The organism is Psychrobacter sp. CCUG 69069, assembly GCF_021023115.1.
GTDB classification, from domain to species: Bacteria; Pseudomonadota; Gammaproteobacteria; order Pseudomonadales; family Moraxellaceae; genus Psychrobacter; species Psychrobacter namhaensis.
The window spans coordinates 1-18022 of sequence record NZ_QQAI01000002.1 but is presented as its reverse complement, the minus strand read 5'-3'; the positions used below and the strand labels follow the sequence as shown (position 1 = coordinate 18022).

Genomic DNA, 18022 nt, shown 5'->3' with positions numbered 1-18022 from the left:
TGTTGACAGAATCGGCTTTACCCCTTAATATGTGCACCTCGATAGCGAGGAACATTAACAAGTTAGCGGCATCGCCACTAACGAAGTAGTTAACAAGCTATCGTGATAATAGAGAATTTCGGAGTGTGGCGCAGTTTGGTAGCGCATCTGGTTTGGGACCAGAGGGTCGTAGGTTCGAATCCTATCACTCCGACCATCTATTTTTTAAGAGCCTTACAGGCTTTTTTTTATGTATAATGGTTTAGTTTCTGATATATTTATATTTTAAACGAGACTGAATATATAAAAAGCCCCTAAGAGCGCCTGTAGCTCAGTTGGATAGAGCACCTGCCTTCTAAGTAGGTGGTCGCAGGTTCGAACCCTGCCAGGCGCACCATTTAGCCTGCATATTTTGCCAGTCCTTGGCAGCAGTTATGGCGGTTGTAGCTCAGTTGGTAGAGCCCCGGGTTGTGATCTCGGTTGTCGTGGGTTCGAGTCCCATCAGTCGCCCCATTTTATTCTGCATTCTCTTCCTTTAGTATTTATACATCCTATTTGTTATAAAAAATTATATCTAAATAATATACTTGCCGATTTTGGCATTTTTTTGTGCCTGTCTGTTTAGTTGTATGATCTTATTTTGATATAGTCAGGTCAATGTAAAAGAGATACAGCGGGGCTGAGATAAGTTTTTGTCGCCTTGTCGGCGTAGCCATGGCAAGCAAGAAAAATTTGTACCAGTCACGTAGCATCGTATCGTGTCTCCATTTTATTAATTGTTGACTATAGTTAAACGCTTAAACGCTTAAACGCTTAAACGCTTAAACGCTTAAACGCTTAAACGCTTAAACGCTTAAACGCTTAAACGCTTAAACGCTTAAACGCTTAAACGCTTAAACGCTTAAAAGCGCGCTAGTTTGTGTCCATCCATTTGAACGTGTTGGACATTTATTTTTTGCCCTACGGCTAGCCTTTTTGGGTTTTTGTTCTATAGTATGTACCGTGTAACACCAGTTTATGGATGTTATCTGACACTTAAGCCATCAGCTATAAATAGAAGATAGGTAACGCTTAAGTTAGTCAAAATAATGATTGAATATATTCAGTCAGTCTAAGGCTGTAATAGGGATGTGTGTGTGTTTTCGAAGGAATTTGCTGCTACTGACTTTGCCTATTGAGGAAGTGTTTGATGGACGCACTAAGCGTATTGTTACAAAACGTTTATTTGTTTGAAACCAAGTATTATCGTTTAAATGGTGCTGGAAATTGGTCTTATTCAATCACTCGAAAAGACACCATTTTATTTTACTTAGTGATGTCTGGTAGTTTTTGTATTGATGTTGGTGATGGTCTGCGACAGGCACACGCTGGCGATATGATTATGATTCCCAATGCGTATAGGCATGTCAGCTACGCGCTGGATCATAATGGCGAGGACGCCAGACCGCTCGATGAGATGCTGACGACATGCAAAGAGCATACGCTGGATATTGATGGTAATGGTGATCCTAATTCGTCTTTAATATTGATCGAGTGCAAGTATGACAAAGAGATGATTCGTCCTCTGTTGTCTGTGCTGCCATCAATACTGCCTGAAATCAACGATGAAGATGATGGTAGGTTTGAGGTTATTGACGTTGAGATTAAGCTGCTGACGTTAGAAGCGGAGCGTGAGCGCATGGGCAAAACAGCGGTCATCAATCATTGGGCCAGTATTATGATGATTGAATGCTTGCGGGTTTATATTGAAAGCTTGCCCGAGGCCACAGAAAATTGGCTAAAAGCCATGAAAGATCCGTTTTTGACCAAAGCACTAGCCGCGATGCACGAAGCACCAAGCCAACATTGGACCATTCATAAGCTCGCTGAGACAGCAGGAATGTCGCGCTCGAGCTTTGCGCAGCGCTTTAAAGATACGGTGGGTATGCCGCCATTGACCTATCTTATTGATTACCGCTTGCGTTTGGCAGCGCGGTATTTACGCCTGCAACAAAACAGTATCAGCCGAATCAGTGAGCTGGTGGGCTATGCTTCGGACTCCACCTTCAGTCAGGCGTTCAAGCGCGTTTATGGCGTATCACCAAAAGCGTACCGCCAACAGTATCAAAAAGACAACCTCGCTTAGCTTACGGTTGTGGCACTCTTTTTGTCGAAAGCGTTAAGGTTACCATCGTATCCTTAACGCTTTTTTGTTTTTTAACTCGGAAACATGGCACTTCGATAGCGAGTTGCTGACTGATCTTGATGACGGTAATTTGGCGATGCACAGCTGACAATGTGCTTGTGTTCAGGTACTATGGAATAATGAGTCGTCTAGGCGCAAACGCTTATTTATAGCGCATTGTTTTTCACGGTATGCTAGCCATATAGTATGGCCTAGAAGATGTTTATTTTTGCTGCTGATGGTATGTTATGACTGAACCGACTGCAAAGCCAAGCGCACAAGCCAATAGCCAAAAAGGCCCTGCTGCGTCTGTTAAAAAACAAAGTAAGAGCAAGGGAAATAGTGCTAAAGGCAACGCCAAAGATAGCCCTCGCCTTGTAGAAAACGAGCAAAAGAAGGTGCCTGAGACACTGGACAAGGCGGCGTTGTTGGCCCTATTTACGTTAGCTTCTGAAGATCCTGCAGATGAAGAGGGGGCGTCGAAAGTTGCAGCTGACACGCCGTCTGCTGCTGCAACTGATGACAGTGTGGCGACTACTGATAGCGAGCCTAGTATTGCCGAGCAGCGTGTGGCAGTTTATCATGCTCAGCATGAGCGTACTCGGCTGTTGTACGTCGCCTCTGCCGAGACCCGTCCCACTTATTTGGTACAAACGCTCAAATCTCAGTTTGCAGAGTATCAGCAATATCAACTTGCACAGCAGCTCGATAAACGCGGCCTGATGGACACGGATGGACTAGAACGCCTCTGGCAGCAGTTGCATGTGGTCGATGATATCATCGCAGATATCGTGCGTCATATGCCAGCGCAGCAGCCAGCAGGGTGGCAACTAACCACTCAGGATGGACGAAACCCACTCTGCTTTGCCACTGTTGGTAAGCTAAAACATGGCAAACTCATTCGTGACCAAGGCAGTCTCAATAGCTATGTCTTAGGGCATTTTGGGGTGAGCAGCTTTACCTATGATCGTGGCTATTACATCGGTCATGTGGTTGGTTATTTATTCAGTTGTTATTTTTGCGCGCACCTGTCTATCAGCTATGGCGTCACGGCCCTTGGGCAACAGACCGTTGCTGATTATGAGTACGCCAGTCTTGAAACCCCGCATATGGTGAGGTTACTACAAGGCTTGGACAGCTACTGCAAAAAACGTGTTTATCAACTGGCGGTTATCTGTGCCCGCTTGAGTGTCTTTGCCAGCGATAAACGTATCGAGAGAATGCTGATCGCCGAGGTGAACGATTTTGATAAAAAACTACAGCAGCAGCATCTCGATGTTTTGTTATTAAACGGTTTAATGCCTGATAGTAGTGATTCTACGCCGCTTTTTTAAGCACTGGTTTTTAACTCTCTATCTTTGATCACCTTGGGATATCTGCTGCTATGCCCGCTTATCATTTTAAAGCGCTCGACGATCGCGGCGGTGTCCAAAAAGGCTTGCTCGAAGGCGATTCTGCGCGGCAAGTTCGTCAGCAGCTGCGTGATAAGCACTGGACACCGGTAGAAGTCAGCGCCGTTAATGATCGACAAAGTCAAAGTAAAAGCCGCTATAAAAAACCGTCGGCGTATGAGTTGGCGCTCCTTACACGCCAGTTATCTGTCTTACTCGCGGCGGGTATTCCACTTGAAGAAACGTTGGCAGCTGTCGCTAAACAATCCCCAAAAACCCATATTAAGTCCTTAATGCTGGCCGTGCGCTCACACGTCTTAGAGGGGCTAAGCCTCGCCCGTGCTTTACAGCAAGCCGCAAGCTTCCCGCCCCTTTATATCGCTACTATCGCGGCAGGGGAGAAGTCAGGTCATTTAGATCTAATCCTCAATCAGTTAGCAGATTACACCGAAAACCGCTTTGCCTTACAAAAGAAAATACAAGGCGCGATGGTTTATCCCATTGTATTGATGGTGATGGCAGTCGGGGTGATTATGGGTTTGATGAGCTTTGTGGTGCCCAAAATCGTCAAGGTTTTCGAGCAGTCTGAGCAAGCGCTACCGCTGATTACCCAAGTTGTCCTGACCTTATCAAACATCATTACCCAGTGGTGGTGGCTGATGCTATTGGTGTTAGCAGGGGCGGCGTTTTTATTCTATCGTTTTGCTCAGACCAAAGCGGGTAAACTAGCCATAGACAGTATGGTACTTAAGTTACCCATATTGGCGCGCTTGTCTAAAGGTCTAAATGCGGCGCGTTTTGCCAGTACGCTTGCCATATTGGTACGCTCAGGCGTGCCCTTGATTGAAGCTTTGCATATAGGTGCTGCGGTGACGACCAATTTGCACATTAAGCAAACCATCATTACCGCCGCTGATAGGGTGACTGAAGGCGCTAGTTTGTCCAGTCAACTTGAAAAATCGACCTATTTTCCGCCAATGATGGTACAAATGATTAAAAGTGGTGAGAACTCAGGGGAGCTTGAAAATATGCTTAGCCGCGCGGCTGCCATGCAAGAAGCGGAAGCCACCAATTTTATCAGTACCTTGCTGTCGTTGCTCGAACCTTTGATGTTAGTGCTGATGGGCGTAGTAGTAATGATTATTGTGATGGCAGTGATGCTCCCGATTGTAAATATGAATGACTTGGCAGGCTAGCGGCACGGCCTATCAAAAAAGCGAAAGAGGACTCCACCCGACATTGGGGTAGAGGTGAATTTCGCATCACTGGCTAGCCTCGCTGATTCTGAATATATTGTTTAATAATATCTAATGGCGCACCGCCACAAGAGCTTGCAAAGTAGGAACGTGACCAAAGCACAGGCTTGGAATAAGCTGCTCTTAAATCAATAAAACCTCCCCTCATTCGCCTACTTGTGACTGACTTCAAGTTATTAACCAATTTGCTTAATTGCACTGTTGGTGGATACTGGATAAGCATGTGAATGTGATCCGCCTCACCGTTACATTCCTTTAGCTCAGCATCAAAACTTTTACAGACCTCAGCCACACACTCACTAAAACACTCATGATGCAGCTCACCTAAAACCTTTTTTCGGTACTTAGTAATAAAAACCAAGTGAACGTGAAGGTTAAAGGCGGCATGGCGATTTTTATATATCTCACTCATTGCAACAAATATCCTTAAATGCTAGTATTATAAGCATAATATCAAGTACATACTCATTAATAAAGAAAGCATTTATGAAAATCAACAAAGCGTACAAATTTAGGCTTGAGCCTACTATAGAGCAGGAGATTATTCTAAATAATCTTGTCGGCTCAGCGCGTTTTGTTTGGAATCACATGCTGGCAATATCGTTTGAGATGTTTGCTAAAAATGAGTTTATCAATGCCACCAACCTCGTTAATAAAATCATTGGCTTAAAGAACAACCCTGATTTTGAGTTCTTAAAAACAAGCTCTAATGCCGTCACCTTACAACAAAAGGTACGCGATCTTGCCTTGGCTTGGTCACGATTCTTTGACCCAAAAGTACACGCCAGACTCAAAGAAAACAAAAAGAAACCCAAAAAGCCCAAGTTCTTTAAACTGGCTGACGGCACAGAGATTCAACGACGCCCACTGATGCCACAATTTAAGCGCAAATCCGATGGTTGTGACTCAATCAGACTGGTTCAGTTTGCTAAATACTGCCGTGTTGAGGGCAACCGCGTTAAACTACCAAATGGCATTGGTCTAGTGAAATTCAGAAAATCCCAAGACATCATCGGCACCATCAAGAATGTCACCATTAGCAAGAAATCGGGGCACTGGTACGTGTCGTTTGGGTGTGAGCGCGAACTGGCACAGAATCCTCGTCACCCCTCTAAAAGCGCCATTGGCTTGGACATGGGTATCACAAAACTACTCACCACCTCAAACGGTGAAACCCTCAAACCCAAGAACAGCTTTAAAGCCAATCAGGTTAAACTGGCCAAATTACAGCGTGGGTTGGCAAAAAAAGTAACATTCAGTGAAAACTGGAAAAAGCACAACCGTAAGATTCAAAAACTACACCATCATATCGCCAATGTCAGACAGGACTACTTGCACAAACTCACCACCAGCATCAGCAAAAACCACGCCATGATTGCTTGTGAGGATTTAAAAGTCGCCAATATGTCGACATCAGCAAGTGGGTCGATGGAGAACAAAGGCCGTCAGGTCAAAGCCAAGTCAGGGTTAAACAAATCCATTTTAGATCAAGGCTGGGGTATGATGGTCAATATGCTTGAGTACAAGCAGCAGTGGCGCGGCGGGCTACTGATTAAGGTAAACCCACGCTACACCAGCCAAACCTGTTTTAACTGTCAGCATATCGCCAAGGAAAATAGACAAACTCAAGCAAAATTCGAGTGCGTCCAATGTGGGTATAAAGCCAACGCTGATATTAATGCAGCTCGTAATATTTTATCGGCAGGACATGCCGTGTTGTCTGCGGAGGGAGGATGCAGTAAAGGTCGCCCGTTGAAACAGAAAACTTGCGACGGTCGTGAGAAAGTCGCCTAAGAGCTTAGGCTTTTAGAATCCCCTACTTGAGCTTGGCGAAAGTGGGGGGAGTGTGTCAACTTGCTAAACCTTGCGCTAGCTTTCTTAAGACTTGCTTACTGTAGTAGATTTTTGACTGCATAGCCTTTTTCCTATGTTAAAAACAATCGTCACGCTATAGTAAGCGCTCGTCAAACTCTGTATTTACAAACGTTAGCTACTACTTATTATGGACATTGCTAACAATCTATTGGCATCGCTGGATAAAAATAAAACCATGGTTTATAGTGACAATTGTTTCAATGCTTATTAATACGTCGCTTATAAATGCGACATAAACGCCACTTTTACTATTTACATAACCGTGATGACAAAAGCGATGACTATGATTGATACAACTCAAGTAAATACGATGCCAAAAAACGCCATTAATCATGCCAAAGCTCAGGCAAATAACGTGAGCAGTGGCAAGGCAGTTTTTATGCAACACAGACGGATAGGCCAGTCCAGTCAGTCAGGCTTTACCCTCATTGAAATTATGGTGGTCATTGTCATTTTGGCTATTCTGGCGGGCTTAGTGGTGCCAAAAGTGGTGGGACAAAGCGATAAAGCTCGCGTAAAAACCACGGAAACAGCGCTTGCGACTGTGTCAAATGCACTTGATATGTATAAGGTGGACAATTCGCGCTATCCGACCACAGCGCAAGGTCTCGAAGCACTGACAACGCCGCCTGCGGATGCCAAAAACTATCCTGACGGTGGTTATATTAAAGGTGGGTATCCAACGGATGGCTGGGAGAATGAGATGCAATATGTCTCTCCTGGCAGTGAAGGGCGACCCTATGATTTATTTTCATTGGGTGCAGATGGGCAGCAAGGCGGCGAAGGGCAAGATGCCGATATTTACGCCCAGCTATAAGCGTTAGCCTGATGAGTTGTTAAAAATGGGTAATAAGATACGCCCTAGTCCATAGCTTATTTAGGATAAAAGCATCGCTAGCGAATACTGCCTATCAACCAATAATGTGTTATTGGTTGATATTTTTTATCAGTAGATAAAACGTGTGCCCTACCGAATAGGTGCTCACATGATCAAACAGCCCAATTATAATGTTGTCCATATTGATACGCATACTGTTACTAGAAGCGTTGAGACTTAACCATCAGTCATCACAAGCCGTCATTAAAGGTTATTAAAGGTCATTATTTATGTTAATTAAAATGCCAATCGCAAAATCAGCTGCTGTCAATAATCGCACTGCTAAAAAGTCTTATGTGCTTGCTGTTGCCGTGATGAGTACTTCTGTAATGACGGGGCTGTCTATGAGTGCTCAGGCGGCAGGATTGGGTGAGTTATTTGGGAGTAACAGTGCTGGGCAATCGAAGTTTTTGCCAGTCGATAAAGCCTTTCAAGTCAGCCCCATCACCAAAGCGACGGCTAAGGGTACGCGTTTATCGATCGTTTTTGACATCACGCCAGGTCATTACGTTTACAAAGACCAGCTCACTTTACGTTTCCCAAAAGGGTTGAGTGCCACCCCATTTACTTTTAGTCAGTCGCCAGTCTCCATTAACGATCCCACCTTTGGGCAAGTGCCTGTATTTACGCAAAAAAGCGTGGTCGCAACCACCACGCTGATGACTACAAATGGTAAAGGGGCAAGGAATGCACCGATTGTGATCGGTTGGCAAGGCTGCGCCAAAGCGGGTTTATGCTATCCGCCAGAGAAGATCAAAACCACGGTCAACATCGGCGTGGCACGCAAATAGATAGCGAGCAGGTCGTCTCAGATGATAGTCATACAAGAATGTTAGCAATAAATAGGTAGCCCTTCATGTCCATTCAGCCAATAGAAACCCCCTCATCGCGAACGGTCAAACGTACTTCTAAACAGTCTTATCTATTGGCAATTGCTTTAACCAGTAGCACGTTGTTGGCGGGCGTGTCAGCCATGCCAATGACCACGCAAGCGGCAGGGTTGGGCGATCTCTTTGGTAACAATCAAAGTGCCGCGCCATCGAAGTTTTTGCCTGTTGATGAAGCGTTTCAAGTCAGTAGTAGCAGTACACCTACCAAGTCTGGTACGCGCTTGGCCATTAACTTTGACATCACCCCTAAGCACTATGTTTATAAAGACCAAATTAAGCTGACTTTGCCTGCTGGCGTGACTGCCGCCCCTTTTACCTTTAGCCAGTCACCGGTCTCAGTAGAAGATCCAACCTTTGGGCAAGTACCGGTGTTTGACCAAGCGAATATGGTCGCCACCACCACTTTGTCCAATAATAGTGGCAAACGCTTGGACAATGCCGCTGTGGTGATTGGTTGGCAAGGCTGTGCCAAAGCAGGGCTTTGTTATCCGCCCGAAAAGATTAAAACCACGGTCGATATCGCTGCAACCTCACAGCAGTCGGCAAGCGGTAACGCCAGTCGTGCGGCCAATGATTCCATAAACAACGATACTCTGGGGGAGAATGATCAGCTGTCTGCTAGTGCGGTAACGACCTCAACAGCAACAGCGTCTACTATCACTGACGGCAGTAGCTCCAATGCTGAAGCAGGACAAGTAGAGTCAGATGACGACGTGATTGATTATGCGTTAGTAGATGATGAGCTCACGGCTACCAACACAATCTCTGGGGCAGATGGCGAGGTCATGAGTAGTGCTGCGCCCAATGAAGATACGGCTGCTACTAGTAATGGGGTTGATAGCGACCCGTTTGGCTTGGCGTCTCATCCATGGCTGGCACTGGTGTTGTTGTTTTTAGCTGGTTTGGGCTTGGCGTTGACACCATGCGTACTACCGATGCTGCCGATCGTTGCCAATATCGTCGCTCGTGAGAAAAACCCAACGGTAAAACGCGGCGTTATCTTAACCACTAGCTACGCCATCGGTGTGGCAACCGCTTACGGTATTTTGGGCGCTGTCATTGCCGTGTTTGGTGAGTCGTTAGGGATTATTGGCTGGTTGCAAAATCCCATTATTCTTATTAGCTTTGCCATTGTTTTTGTCCTATTGGCGTTATACATGCTGGGTGTGTTTAGTGTCCGTTTACCAAGAGCCATTAGTAGTAAAATGCAGGGGTTAAGCCAAGCGGGCGATAGCAAGCTTGGTAGTACAGGCGGGAGCTTACTGGCTGGTTTCTTGTCAGCGTTGGTGGTGTCGCCTTGTGTCTCTGCGCCATTGTTTGGGGCGCTACTGGCAGTGTCGACGATTGGTAGTCCGCTATTGGGTTTTGCCGCCTTATTTATGCTTGGTTTTGGTTTATCAGCGCCGCTGATCCTAATTGGCGCTACCCAAGGTAAAATCATGCCAAAAGCGGGCGAGTGGATGAATTGGGTCAAGCAAGGTTTTGCCTTATTGCTCTTTGCTGTGGCGTTATTATTGATTGAACGGGTCTTTATCTCACCCGTGATGCTGATGGTATGGGCCCTATGGTTTATGGTCGTAGCAACTTGGGCGTGGAGCTGGCTGGGCAAAGGTCGTATGCTCACCCAAGCGCTAGGATTAATTGCCGGTATTTGGGCGGCTTGTTTGATAGTGGGGGCGGCATTGGGTAATGACGACAGTCTGCATCCGCTCGCGTCATTGAGCGCAGCACCGATGGTGCAGTCGGCTACTGGTCAGGCAACAACCAATAGTAACACAACAGATGAAACCATCACGACACTTGCAGAATTAGACACCATTATCGCGGCCAACCCTAAAGTGCTCGTGGATTTGACAGCGGATTGGTGCGTTGAATGCCGAATTATGGATAAAAACTTATTTCACAATCGTCCGGCACAAATGCAAGATTGGCAACTGGTGAGGCTGGATATCACAGAGACCAGTGCTGACTCCAAAGCCATCTTAGCCCGCTATCAGTTGTTTGGGCCGCCAGCCTTGCTGTATTACCAAGAGGGTCAATTGGTCAATCAACAAGTGGGGGAAATTGGCCGCTTGGAGTTCGAGCAGACGCTGACTAGACTTAACTAATACTTAATGCAATGATAAGGTTGTTGCTTAGTGCTTAATAATTTAAAAAAGGCCAACATACTGTGGTGACAGTGGGTTGGCCTTTTTATTTTTGTTAAATTCTACTTATGGTATTTTTATAAGTATTTGTTTTAACAGTAATTCTATTAGTTTACACTAATACTCAGTAGCGATAACGCTAGTATAGTGCCCCTCTTTTCACTACAATAAAGCAACAATGCTGCAGGAGCGTTACCAACGGTAATGGCTTCTGTTTATGGCCGAATTCATTGACTCTACCCTAATAAGGTTTTGACGGTCATATTCGTTATCTCATGTACTCTGCTGACGATCATGTCAGTTAGATAAAGGACACTTATGTTTTCCCATATTACGTCACAGCGTCAGTCTATGGATCTTATCAAAGCACACAAAACCCCCTTACCGAAAATGAATAAGCATTATTTAAATATAGCCGTTGGCATGGCGCTGACCTGTCTTACGGTACAAGTACAGGCTGCTGATAGTACGCAAACTTACAATGAGTTGCCCGCACCAGAGGCGGCGTTTGAGTATGAAGATTATGAGTTGCCCGAGGGCACTGATGCGCCGTCAACAAGTGCGAATAGCACTGCCCAAGAGCGCAAAATAGTCAGTAAAGAGTTTATTGGCCAACAAGCAAAGTTGTTTTTTGAGTGTACGCAAGTTCAGATTAGTGCCGCGCGCTTGGCTTGCTTCGACAAAGTCGCTGAGGAAGGCAAGACACCAAGTTACACCTCGACCAAGCAGTCGGTCGATCTGGCAAAAACATTTAAAACAACTATCACAGGCAATCCGCAAGTTGTCTTTGTAGAAGAAAATACCACTATTGTTGGTGCTGATAATACAGCGGCTGATGCAGTCGCTAATGAGGCAGCTGCCACCGACAGTTTAGAAACGGCTGGTTTGACGCAAAAAGAAGCGCAGACGTTGGAAGAGATAGGGGTTACTCAGACAGACATTGAGAAGTATACGCCGCTCAGTTTGTCTTATGATCTTGATAAAAACAGTGAGCGTGGTACGTGGACAGTACGGCCATACCGCCCGACTTATATATTACCGTTGTTTTATACCTTTGATCCGAACTTAGGGCCTAATACTCCCTCTCAGCCTGTAGAGCCTTTTACCTCTAATGACACACGTAATACTGAGTTAAAATTTCAGTTGTCTTTAAAGAGTAAAGTCGCTGAAGATTTGTTCGATACCAATGCTGATTTGTGGTTTGGTTATACGCAAGAGTCGCACTGGCAGGTCTATAATGAAGACACCTCACGTCCATTTCGTGCCACCGACTATCAGCCCGAGATATTTTTGACGCAGCCTGTGACAGCCGACTTGCCTTTTGGGGGTCGCTTGCGCATGTTGGGAGCGGGGGCTATTCATCACTCTAACGGTCAAGATGACCCGTTATCCCGCTCATGGAATCGCGCTTATCTGATGGCAGGCGCAGAGTGGGGCAAGCTGTCGGTGATACCGCGGTTGTGGGTGCGAGTAAATAATGAGAGCGCTAGTGATGACGATAATCCAGATATTGAAGACTATATGGGCTACGGTGATATCAAGTTCTTGTACGACTTGCCTGATCAGAAGAGCCTGAGCGGTACGTTGCGCTATAATCCTAGTACCAATAAAGGCGCCGCGCAAATCGATTATGTGTATCCGTTAACAGAAAATATCAACGGTTATGTGCAGCTATTCCAAGGTTATGGTGAGTCCATCGTGGATTATAACTACGAAAACACCTCTATTGGCTTCGGTATTGTACTAAATGACTGGAAAGGTTTTTAACATAGCCAATCAAAATAAAAGTGGTACATACAGTCACAATGTTCTACTGGGTTCTATTGGTACAAATGTTCCTCACTGGCTATGCGCAAGCGTGACAGATAGTTTGCAACAGTCACCCCAGTAGAACCGTACTCTTTTTAAAATGGATCGACTACAGTCCCAGCCCATAGAGTAAATAATGCACCGCTTAGCTCCTTATCAAACCGGATTATGGCTGGCAGAGTATGTTGATATACGCTGCCAGCTATGCCGTGTCTATCGTAGCACCCCGCAAGCTCAGCTTTTACGCGCTGATTTATCTCAAGGTGAGGTAGGATCTAGTAGCGATAACAGCGCTAAGGATGACAAATTTTTATCAAGCCATCACTCCTTAATGGCTAAATGTCGCCAAAGAATAGCACAACGTTTTCATAGCGGGCTACTTTGCGAGCAGTGTCATCATAGTATTGCTTGGCTGCCAAAGCCGTTTGATTTGGACATTGCGGCTGCTGCTACGCTACCTATCCAAGCCGCTACTTATTACGACTACCCAATACGTCAAGCCATCAGATCATTCAAACACCATGAAGATATGATCAAGCTGCCCTTGCTGCTACATACCTTACGTCAACTACCACGTCCTCATGGTTGTCATCAAAGCAATAGCGTAATCGTCGCTATGCCAACGACTGAGCAGCGATTGGTCAAGCGTGGGTTCGATCCTGTTATGATCTTGGCTGCGCAGTTATCCAAGCATTGGCAAATACCGCTATGGCAAGGTGTAGAGCGTGTCGATAATACAGTTAGCCAGCAGGGGTTAACCCGCGCTGAACGCTTGAGCAATGTAGACAATGCTTTTGCTTTGATTGAAAAGCCGCCAGTTAAGCGTCTTTTATTGTTTGATGATGTGGCGACCACAGGTGCAAGCCTACAGGCACTGGGACGAGCCATATATGATCAAACCAATCCTTCACAAAAACGGCCTTCACAAAATCAGCCATTAACCGTCGATGATCCTTCGATCCCCAATTCCTATCATATCTATGCATATGCTTTAGCACATGGTAGTCAGTCTTAATAACTCATTTAGATTTTATATGAATACTATTTTGTTGCTAATGTACGGTCTAGACGCTATATTATAAAAAGAAAATATATTATTTCTTTATATTTCAACAACCTATTAACGGTTATACCGAAAACTAGGTGTGGAAAAGACACGTATTAGTTAGTTTGTCTCACTAAAATAAATATCAATTTTATATAAATGTCATTATAAATATTATGGAATAAAAATTGCATCATAAATATTGAATAGACAAAGATAAGTTGCAAAAAAACAATAGAAATTTTTGTTCACCGTTATGTTTTAAAGCGATATTGGTCTTAGGTGAGCAAGTGCCGTTATAGCTCGTTATAAATAGGAATCTGATGTGAACGCATCTGTGAATAACTTACCACCCAAGCGACACATGACCAGCTCAGGGTTTACCCTCATAGAGCTAATGGTAACGATTGCTGTAATGGCTATTATTGTCAGTATTGCCGCGCCTAATATTAGTACGCAATTGGCCGATCAACGGGTCAAGTCGACGGCTGCTACGCTTGCTAATGCGTTAAAAGAAGCCAAAAGTGAAAGTATTATCCGCCGTCAGAATATTACTTTGAGTTATGATGATAGTAGCAAACCCAAAATAATAAAAATAGTAAAGGCGGATACAAGTACTATAGCAAGCTACTCTTACGATAGTAAGAGCGTTATCAAATCTTCTAAAACGAGTATTGTTTTTGAACCTAGTAAACGCGTTGACGCTATAGCTATTTATACTATATGTGATACCAATACATCGATTGTACCTAAACAAGTTAACGTCAGTAAACTTGCTAACATAGATATTCGGACGGGAGGATCATGCTAATGAACAGATTTAATCATCAGCACGGCGTTGGTCTAATAGAGGTATTAGTTGCATTGTTATTATTATCCATTGCCGTATTAGGTTTTAGTGCGTTGCAAGTACGCGCGATCAGTGCAACGGATGAAAGTCTAGTACGAACAAAGTCCTTGACTATAGTCCGAAATCTAGCTGAGATAATGCGTGCTTATCCCGAGGCATATGTGACTGGTAGTGGTACAGCTTTCACTAGTGCTGCTGCGAGTACCCTGAATGCGGTACCAACTATACAGGCCGTGATAAGTAGTTCAGCTATTGAAACTGTTACCGTTTCTGGTAAAACAATCAGTATTCTTGCCACGGGTGCCAACTGTTTATCTACTGAGGTTGAAACTGTGGATGGTAAGAAGATACCAAAACAACCTTGTAGCATGGATCAATTAGCTGCTAGAGATACATTGATGGTTAAAAAAATAGCAGCCGACGAAGATATAAAACTTGGAATTACAACCTGTCCAGGTACATCAACGCACGCTATCCAGCAGCAGATGTGTATTATTACTGCATGGAACGATACAAGTCCGATTATGAGTGATAGTGACGCAAAAGCTTGCACGACAAGTAATGGAGTCTATAAAACAGGTAGCCACTGCTTGATATCGGAGGCTTATTAATGATTAAGAACAGTGAAAAGCGGCCTCAGTTTATGCACTACCCTTCGACTGTTACAGGCTTCACACTTATTGAGCTTATGATTTCATTAGTACTAGGTTTGCTCATTTCAGCCGCAATAATGCAAGTATATTTAATCAACACGCGTACGATTACTGTACAGCAAAGCGCTTCAGAAGTACAAGATAGCACCATTTTTGCGATGCAAGCGTTAGAAGAACATATCCGTATTGCTAATTTAGGTAATCCTATAGTTAGTATAAATGATAAAACCAACCACGGTGGTGTGGTATTGACTAAAAGCAACCTAGGAAGTAGTAATAATACTGAAGCTAAATATTTTACTGCTAGTACTGGTAGTACAGGTTGGAGTGGACTGTCAAATATTAAAGATATTAGCAGTGATCAATTGACCATTCAATATAAAAATATTACTCCAAATACGTTGTATGATTGTAAGGGTGGCAAAATTGATGCCAATAGCAGCGACTGGGTTGTTGAGCGTTATTTTATACGTTTATCTAGCAGTACAACTACGGAGCTTGCGCTAGCATGTGATGCTGGTCGAGTCGATGCCAGTGGTCTTGTTACATCAGCTTTCAATGGGGATGGTGAAGTTATTGTACCTGCAGTTGATCAGTTTAATGTGTTATTAGGCACTCAGACTGGTGTAAATGAGTTAACTTATCTACCAGCCAAGACGTATTTAGAGTTGACCGATAAGCCACCTATTACTACTGTAAAAATAGGTATCATCGTCCGCAGTAACACACCCTTAATAACGGATGGGGATAAAGAGAAATTTAATATTTTTGGTAAAGAGCAGATATTAAAGACTGACAGCACAGGTAAGAAATATTATCGTCGCAGTTATGAGTCAACCGTCTTGTTACGTAATGCTCGTATAATGGCTTTGACAGGCGTTTCAGTAACATCATAAGAAGAGAACAATATGTCAAATACTCAGCAATCTTATTATTCAAGAATGCCAGTGTCTAGTCAGCAAGGCGCGGTACTGATTGTGGTATTACTGTTTTTAGTTTTGATTATATTGGCTGGTGCTATCGCTGTTAGACAAAGCACTACCGACTTACGATTAGCAACGGGCGATCAAATCAATGCGTTGCTGTTGCAGTCAGCAGATAATGCCAATCAGAATATTGAACAAAGCATCAATGGTAGCAGTAGTTCTACTATCTACAATGACATGATATCGCGTAGTGGTCCGTTTGGACACTTTATTTTAGACACCAGTAGCACCAATCACGAATATATTTTTTGCTTTCGCCCTCGTAACCAATTTTTTGACATAAATAAAACGACGATTACAGTACCTGGCGGCGGCACTGTTTTAGGAGCAAGTAGTGGTTATTGCAACCCTGCTAAGTCTGCTGACTATATCAGCGAACGCAATGCCAGTATGACACAAGTAAATATCTCATTGACACCGCCAAGTGCAAGTAATGAAGCATTTGGTAGTTATACTATTGGTCAAGACACTGGCACAATTGCTAGTCAAGCGTTTATGTTTGATATTAATAGTACAGCTGTATTGCCTGCTTATGCCGATACAAAGGATTGCTTCGAAAAAACCAGTAAAGTAGATAGCGTTAGCAATAAAGAAGATACTATTGGCGGTTGTATGGCAAAAGCTGGTGTTCCCAGTACGGTACTGTATGAAAAAGCTAATGTAGAAAATAAATCCCAGCGTACTCAATGTGTGGACTTTGGTAAAGGTAGTGGGTTACGTTGTACGCTTCCTTCTAACTAATGCTGAAACTATTGATCATTTTATAGACAGCAAAATCTGTGTAAATGACGATTTAACTTAAGTTGAAATGTGGTTGGCAAATCTAATTGAACCATACAAGGAATAGGTCATGAAACGTTTATATAGCAAAGGGTCTAACAAACAGTCATGGCCTATGAGAGTACTAACAGCATCTATAGCAATAGGAATAATGGGAAGTTTAACGACTGCAAACAGTGCTACAAACACTCTTGGTAGAAAAGCTATAGGTGACTTAGAAATTTATAAAGCAGCTAAGCCAGGAACTGCATCTATCTTTATGATGCTGGATACTTCAGGGAGTATGGATAGGAGAAGTATTAGAAATGATTACGGAACGTCTTTTAGTGCTACTTGCACTGAAAACTCAATAAATTCAGAAAAGATTAGTGCAGTGGTCTATGAACGCAAGCTTAAGATGACGCCTTCAGGAGAAGTTTTCAAAGATAACGATGGCAAGACAGTTAAAGTTTTAGATCTTAATAATGTTAAAGAAACAATAAGTTTCACTCCTAAAGGGTGTACAGCTTCTAAAGCAGTCCGTTATTCTAGACTAACTCGATTACAGATCGCTCTCATCGAGTTATTAGCAGATAAAGTTTATGACAATAATACAAATGAAAAAGACACAGGTTCTTTACCTGATGATTACGCGATAGGTCTAGGTAATTATAGCTATAACGGAGATGGTAGAACAGGAGTCGTTTTAGTACCGACAATGGAACTAACTGCTGAGCAGCGTGTGAAGTTGATCAAGCAAGTTCAGGCTTTACAAGCGACTGGTGGAACGCCAACAGCTCATGCTTTGGCAGAGTCAGGTGCTTATATGATGGGTACAACAACAGCCCCTAACGTTAAGGTAGTGAACCGCCCCGACTTTATCGGAGAGTGATTTACTTGAGTCAGGCAGCGATGCCTGACAGGGTTAAATTATCATAATACCGCTTTTCAAACTCAAAGGGTGACACATATCCAATCGTGCTATGCAATCGTGTTCTATTAAACCAATCCACCCATTCAAGGGTTGCTAGTTCAACATCGTTCACACCAGTCCAGTTCTGTTTTAAATAATGAATCACCTCAGACTTATAAAGCCCGTTGACCGTTTCAGCTAATGCATTATCGTATGAATCGCCTGTCGTACCGACAGAAGCTATAACACCGCATGTAGCCATTTTATCAGTATAGCGAATGGATAAATACTGAACCCCTCGATCACTGTGATGAATCACATCTTTGGGATAGTTTCTATCTGCTATTGCTTGATTTAACGCCGCCATCACCATATCTGTGTTCATACGATTAGATACTTTCCAGCCCACAATAGCGCGAGCAAACACA

Annotated in this window: 16 protein-coding genes and 3 tRNA genes; 17 read left to right on the top strand and 2 right to left on the bottom strand. The window is 43.8% G+C overall.

Annotation, left to right across the window (positions count from 1 at the left end):
* The first annotated feature begins 119 nt into the window (after positions 1-119).
* The 6 genes from DVY93_RS01990 (at position 120) to gspF (ending at position 4730) form a co-directional block, all read left to right on the top strand.
* Positions 120-196 (top strand) — tRNA-Pro (locus DVY93_RS01990).
* Positions 197-299: 103 nt separating this feature from the next.
* Positions 300-376 (top strand) — tRNA-Arg (locus DVY93_RS01985).
* Positions 377-416: 40 nt separating this feature from the next.
* A tRNA-His gene (locus DVY93_RS01980) sits at positions 417-492 on the top strand.
* A gap of 676 nt (positions 493-1168) precedes the next feature.
* Entirely contained in the window at positions 1169-2104 is a 936-nt protein-coding gene (locus tag DVY93_RS01975) for a helix-turn-helix transcriptional regulator (protein ID WP_193006343.1), read from the top strand.
* Between the two features lie 287 nt (positions 2105-2391).
* Complete coding sequence (locus tag DVY93_RS01970; RefSeq protein ID WP_230708701.1) at positions 2392-3477, top strand: hypothetical protein; 1086 nt, start codon at positions 2392-2394, stop codon at positions 3475-3477.
* 50 nt (positions 3478-3527) lie between these two features.
* Positions 3528-4730 (top strand): type II secretion system inner membrane protein GspF, encoded by a 1203-nt coding sequence (gene gspF, locus DVY93_RS01965; protein WP_198334934.1) that lies wholly within the window; start codon positions 3528-3530, stop codon positions 4728-4730.
* A 73-nt stretch (positions 4731-4803) separates the two neighbouring features.
* Here gspF and tnpA read toward each other — a convergent pair whose 3' ends face one another.
* Positions 4804-5202, bottom strand: a complete 399-nt coding sequence (gene tnpA, locus DVY93_RS01960) for an IS200/IS605 family transposase (RefSeq protein WP_230708700.1) — start codon at positions 5200-5202, stop codon at positions 4804-4806.
* A 74-nt stretch (positions 5203-5276) separates the two neighbouring features.
* On the opposite strand from tnpA, the gene DVY93_RS01955 reads away from it, so the two are divergent.
* From DVY93_RS01955 to DVY93_RS01905, 11 genes are all read left to right on the top strand, one after another.
* Complete coding sequence (locus tag DVY93_RS01955; RefSeq protein ID WP_230708699.1) at positions 5277-6584, top strand: RNA-guided endonuclease InsQ/TnpB family protein; 1308 nt, start codon at positions 5277-5279, stop codon at positions 6582-6584.
* A 460-nt stretch (positions 6585-7044) separates the two neighbouring features.
* Entirely contained in the window at positions 7045-7482 is a 438-nt protein-coding gene (gene gspG, locus DVY93_RS01950; protein ID WP_193005389.1) for a type II secretion system major pseudopilin GspG, read from the top strand.
* Positions 7483-7772: 290 nt separating this feature from the next.
* Positions 7773-8333 (top strand): protein-disulfide reductase DsbD domain-containing protein, encoded by a 561-nt coding sequence (locus DVY93_RS01945; RefSeq protein ID WP_230708698.1) that lies wholly within the window; start codon positions 7773-7775, stop codon positions 8331-8333.
* A 65-nt stretch (positions 8334-8398) separates the two neighbouring features.
* Positions 8399-10540, top strand: coding sequence for a protein-disulfide reductase DsbD (gene dsbD, locus DVY93_RS01940; protein WP_230708697.1), 2142 nt, complete (start codon positions 8399-8401; stop codon positions 10538-10540).
* Between the two features lie 357 nt (positions 10541-10897).
* Positions 10898-12346: a phospholipase A gene (locus DVY93_RS01935; protein ID WP_198335190.1), complete on the top strand. Its 1449-nt coding sequence runs from the start codon at positions 10898-10900 to the stop codon at positions 12344-12346.
* 178 nt (positions 12347-12524) lie between these two features.
* The gene (locus DVY93_RS01930) at positions 12525-13403 is read left to right on the top strand and encodes a ComF family protein (protein WP_230708695.1); all 879 of its coding nucleotides are present in this window, start codon (positions 12525-12527) and stop codon (positions 13401-13403) included.
* Positions 13404-13797: 394 nt separating this feature from the next.
* Positions 13798-14244, top strand: a complete 447-nt coding sequence (locus tag DVY93_RS01925) for a pilus assembly FimT family protein (RefSeq protein WP_230708693.1) — start codon at positions 13798-13800, stop codon at positions 14242-14244.
* Positions 14244-14894 (top strand): type IV pilus modification protein PilV, encoded by a 651-nt coding sequence (pilV, locus tag DVY93_RS01920; RefSeq protein WP_230708691.1) that lies wholly within the window; start codon positions 14244-14246, stop codon positions 14892-14894. The genes DVY93_RS01925 and pilV overlap by 1 nt, the downstream gene beginning before the upstream one ends.
* Positions 14894-15832 carry a PilW family protein gene (locus tag DVY93_RS01915; RefSeq protein ID WP_230708688.1) on the top strand — a complete coding sequence of 313 codons (939 nt, stop codon included), beginning with the start codon at positions 14894-14896 and terminating at the stop codon, positions 15830-15832. Before pilV ends, DVY93_RS01915 begins: the two co-directional genes overlap by 1 nt.
* Before the next feature lie 12 nt (positions 15833-15844).
* Positions 15845-16663: a pilus assembly protein PilX gene (locus tag DVY93_RS01910; RefSeq protein WP_230708686.1), complete on the top strand. Its 819-nt coding sequence runs from the start codon at positions 15845-15847 to the stop codon at positions 16661-16663.
* A gap of 109 nt (positions 16664-16772) precedes the next feature.
* Positions 16773-17573 (top strand): hypothetical protein, encoded by an 801-nt coding sequence (locus tag DVY93_RS01905; protein ID WP_230708684.1) that lies wholly within the window; start codon positions 16773-16775, stop codon positions 17571-17573.
* 10 nt (positions 17574-17583) lie between these two features.
* Here the strand turns inward: DVY93_RS01905 and DVY93_RS01900 are convergent.
* Positions 17584-18022: DDE-type integrase/transposase/recombinase (locus DVY93_RS01900; RefSeq protein WP_230708683.1), on the bottom strand; the 439-nt coding region annotated here is incomplete at its 5' end.

Bases quoted from the DNA above. Each gene is read 5' to 3' on its own strand.
- DVY93_RS01925 (WP_230708693.1), top strand. From the start codon at position 13,798: ATGACCAGCTCAGGGTTTACCCTCATAGAGCTAATGGTAACGATTGCT.
- DVY93_RS01955 (WP_230708699.1), top strand. From the start codon at position 5,277: ATGAAAATCAACAAAGCGTACAAATTTAGGCTTGAGCCTACTATAGAG.
- DVY93_RS01945 (WP_230708698.1), top strand. From the start codon at position 7,773: ATGTTAATTAAAATGCCAATCGCAAAATCAGCTGCTGTCAATAATCGC.
- DVY93_RS01975 (WP_193006343.1), top strand. From the start codon at position 1,169: ATGGACGCACTAAGCGTATTGTTACAAAACGTTTATTTGTTTGAAACC.
- DVY93_RS01915 (WP_230708688.1), top strand. From the start codon at position 14,894: ATGATTAAGAACAGTGAAAAGCGGCCTCAGTTTATGCACTACCCTTCG.
- DVY93_RS01905 (WP_230708684.1), top strand. From the start codon at position 16,773: ATGAAACGTTTATATAGCAAAGGGTCTAACAAACAGTCATGGCCTATG.
- dsbD (WP_230708697.1), top strand. From the start codon at position 8,399: ATGTCCATTCAGCCAATAGAAACCCCCTCATCGCGAACGGTCAAACGT.
- tnpA (WP_230708700.1), bottom strand. From the start codon at position 5,202: ATGAGTGAGATATATAAAAATCGCCATGCCGCCTTTAACCTTCACGTT.
- gspG (WP_193005389.1), top strand. From the start codon at position 7,045: ATGCAACACAGACGGATAGGCCAGTCCAGTCAGTCAGGCTTTACCCTC.
- DVY93_RS01930 (WP_230708695.1), top strand. From the start codon at position 12,525: ATGCACCGCTTAGCTCCTTATCAAACCGGATTATGGCTGGCAGAGTAT.
- gspF (WP_198334934.1), top strand. From the start codon at position 3,528: ATGCCCGCTTATCATTTTAAAGCGCTCGACGATCGCGGCGGTGTCCAA.
- DVY93_RS01935 (WP_198335190.1), top strand. From the start codon at position 10,898: ATGTTTTCCCATATTACGTCACAGCGTCAGTCTATGGATCTTATCAAA.
- DVY93_RS01970 (WP_230708701.1), top strand. From the start codon at position 2,392: ATGACTGAACCGACTGCAAAGCCAAGCGCACAAGCCAATAGCCAAAAA.
- pilV (WP_230708691.1), top strand. From the start codon at position 14,244: ATGAACAGATTTAATCATCAGCACGGCGTTGGTCTAATAGAGGTATTA.
- DVY93_RS01910 (WP_230708686.1), top strand. From the start codon at position 15,845: ATGTCAAATACTCAGCAATCTTATTATTCAAGAATGCCAGTGTCTAGT.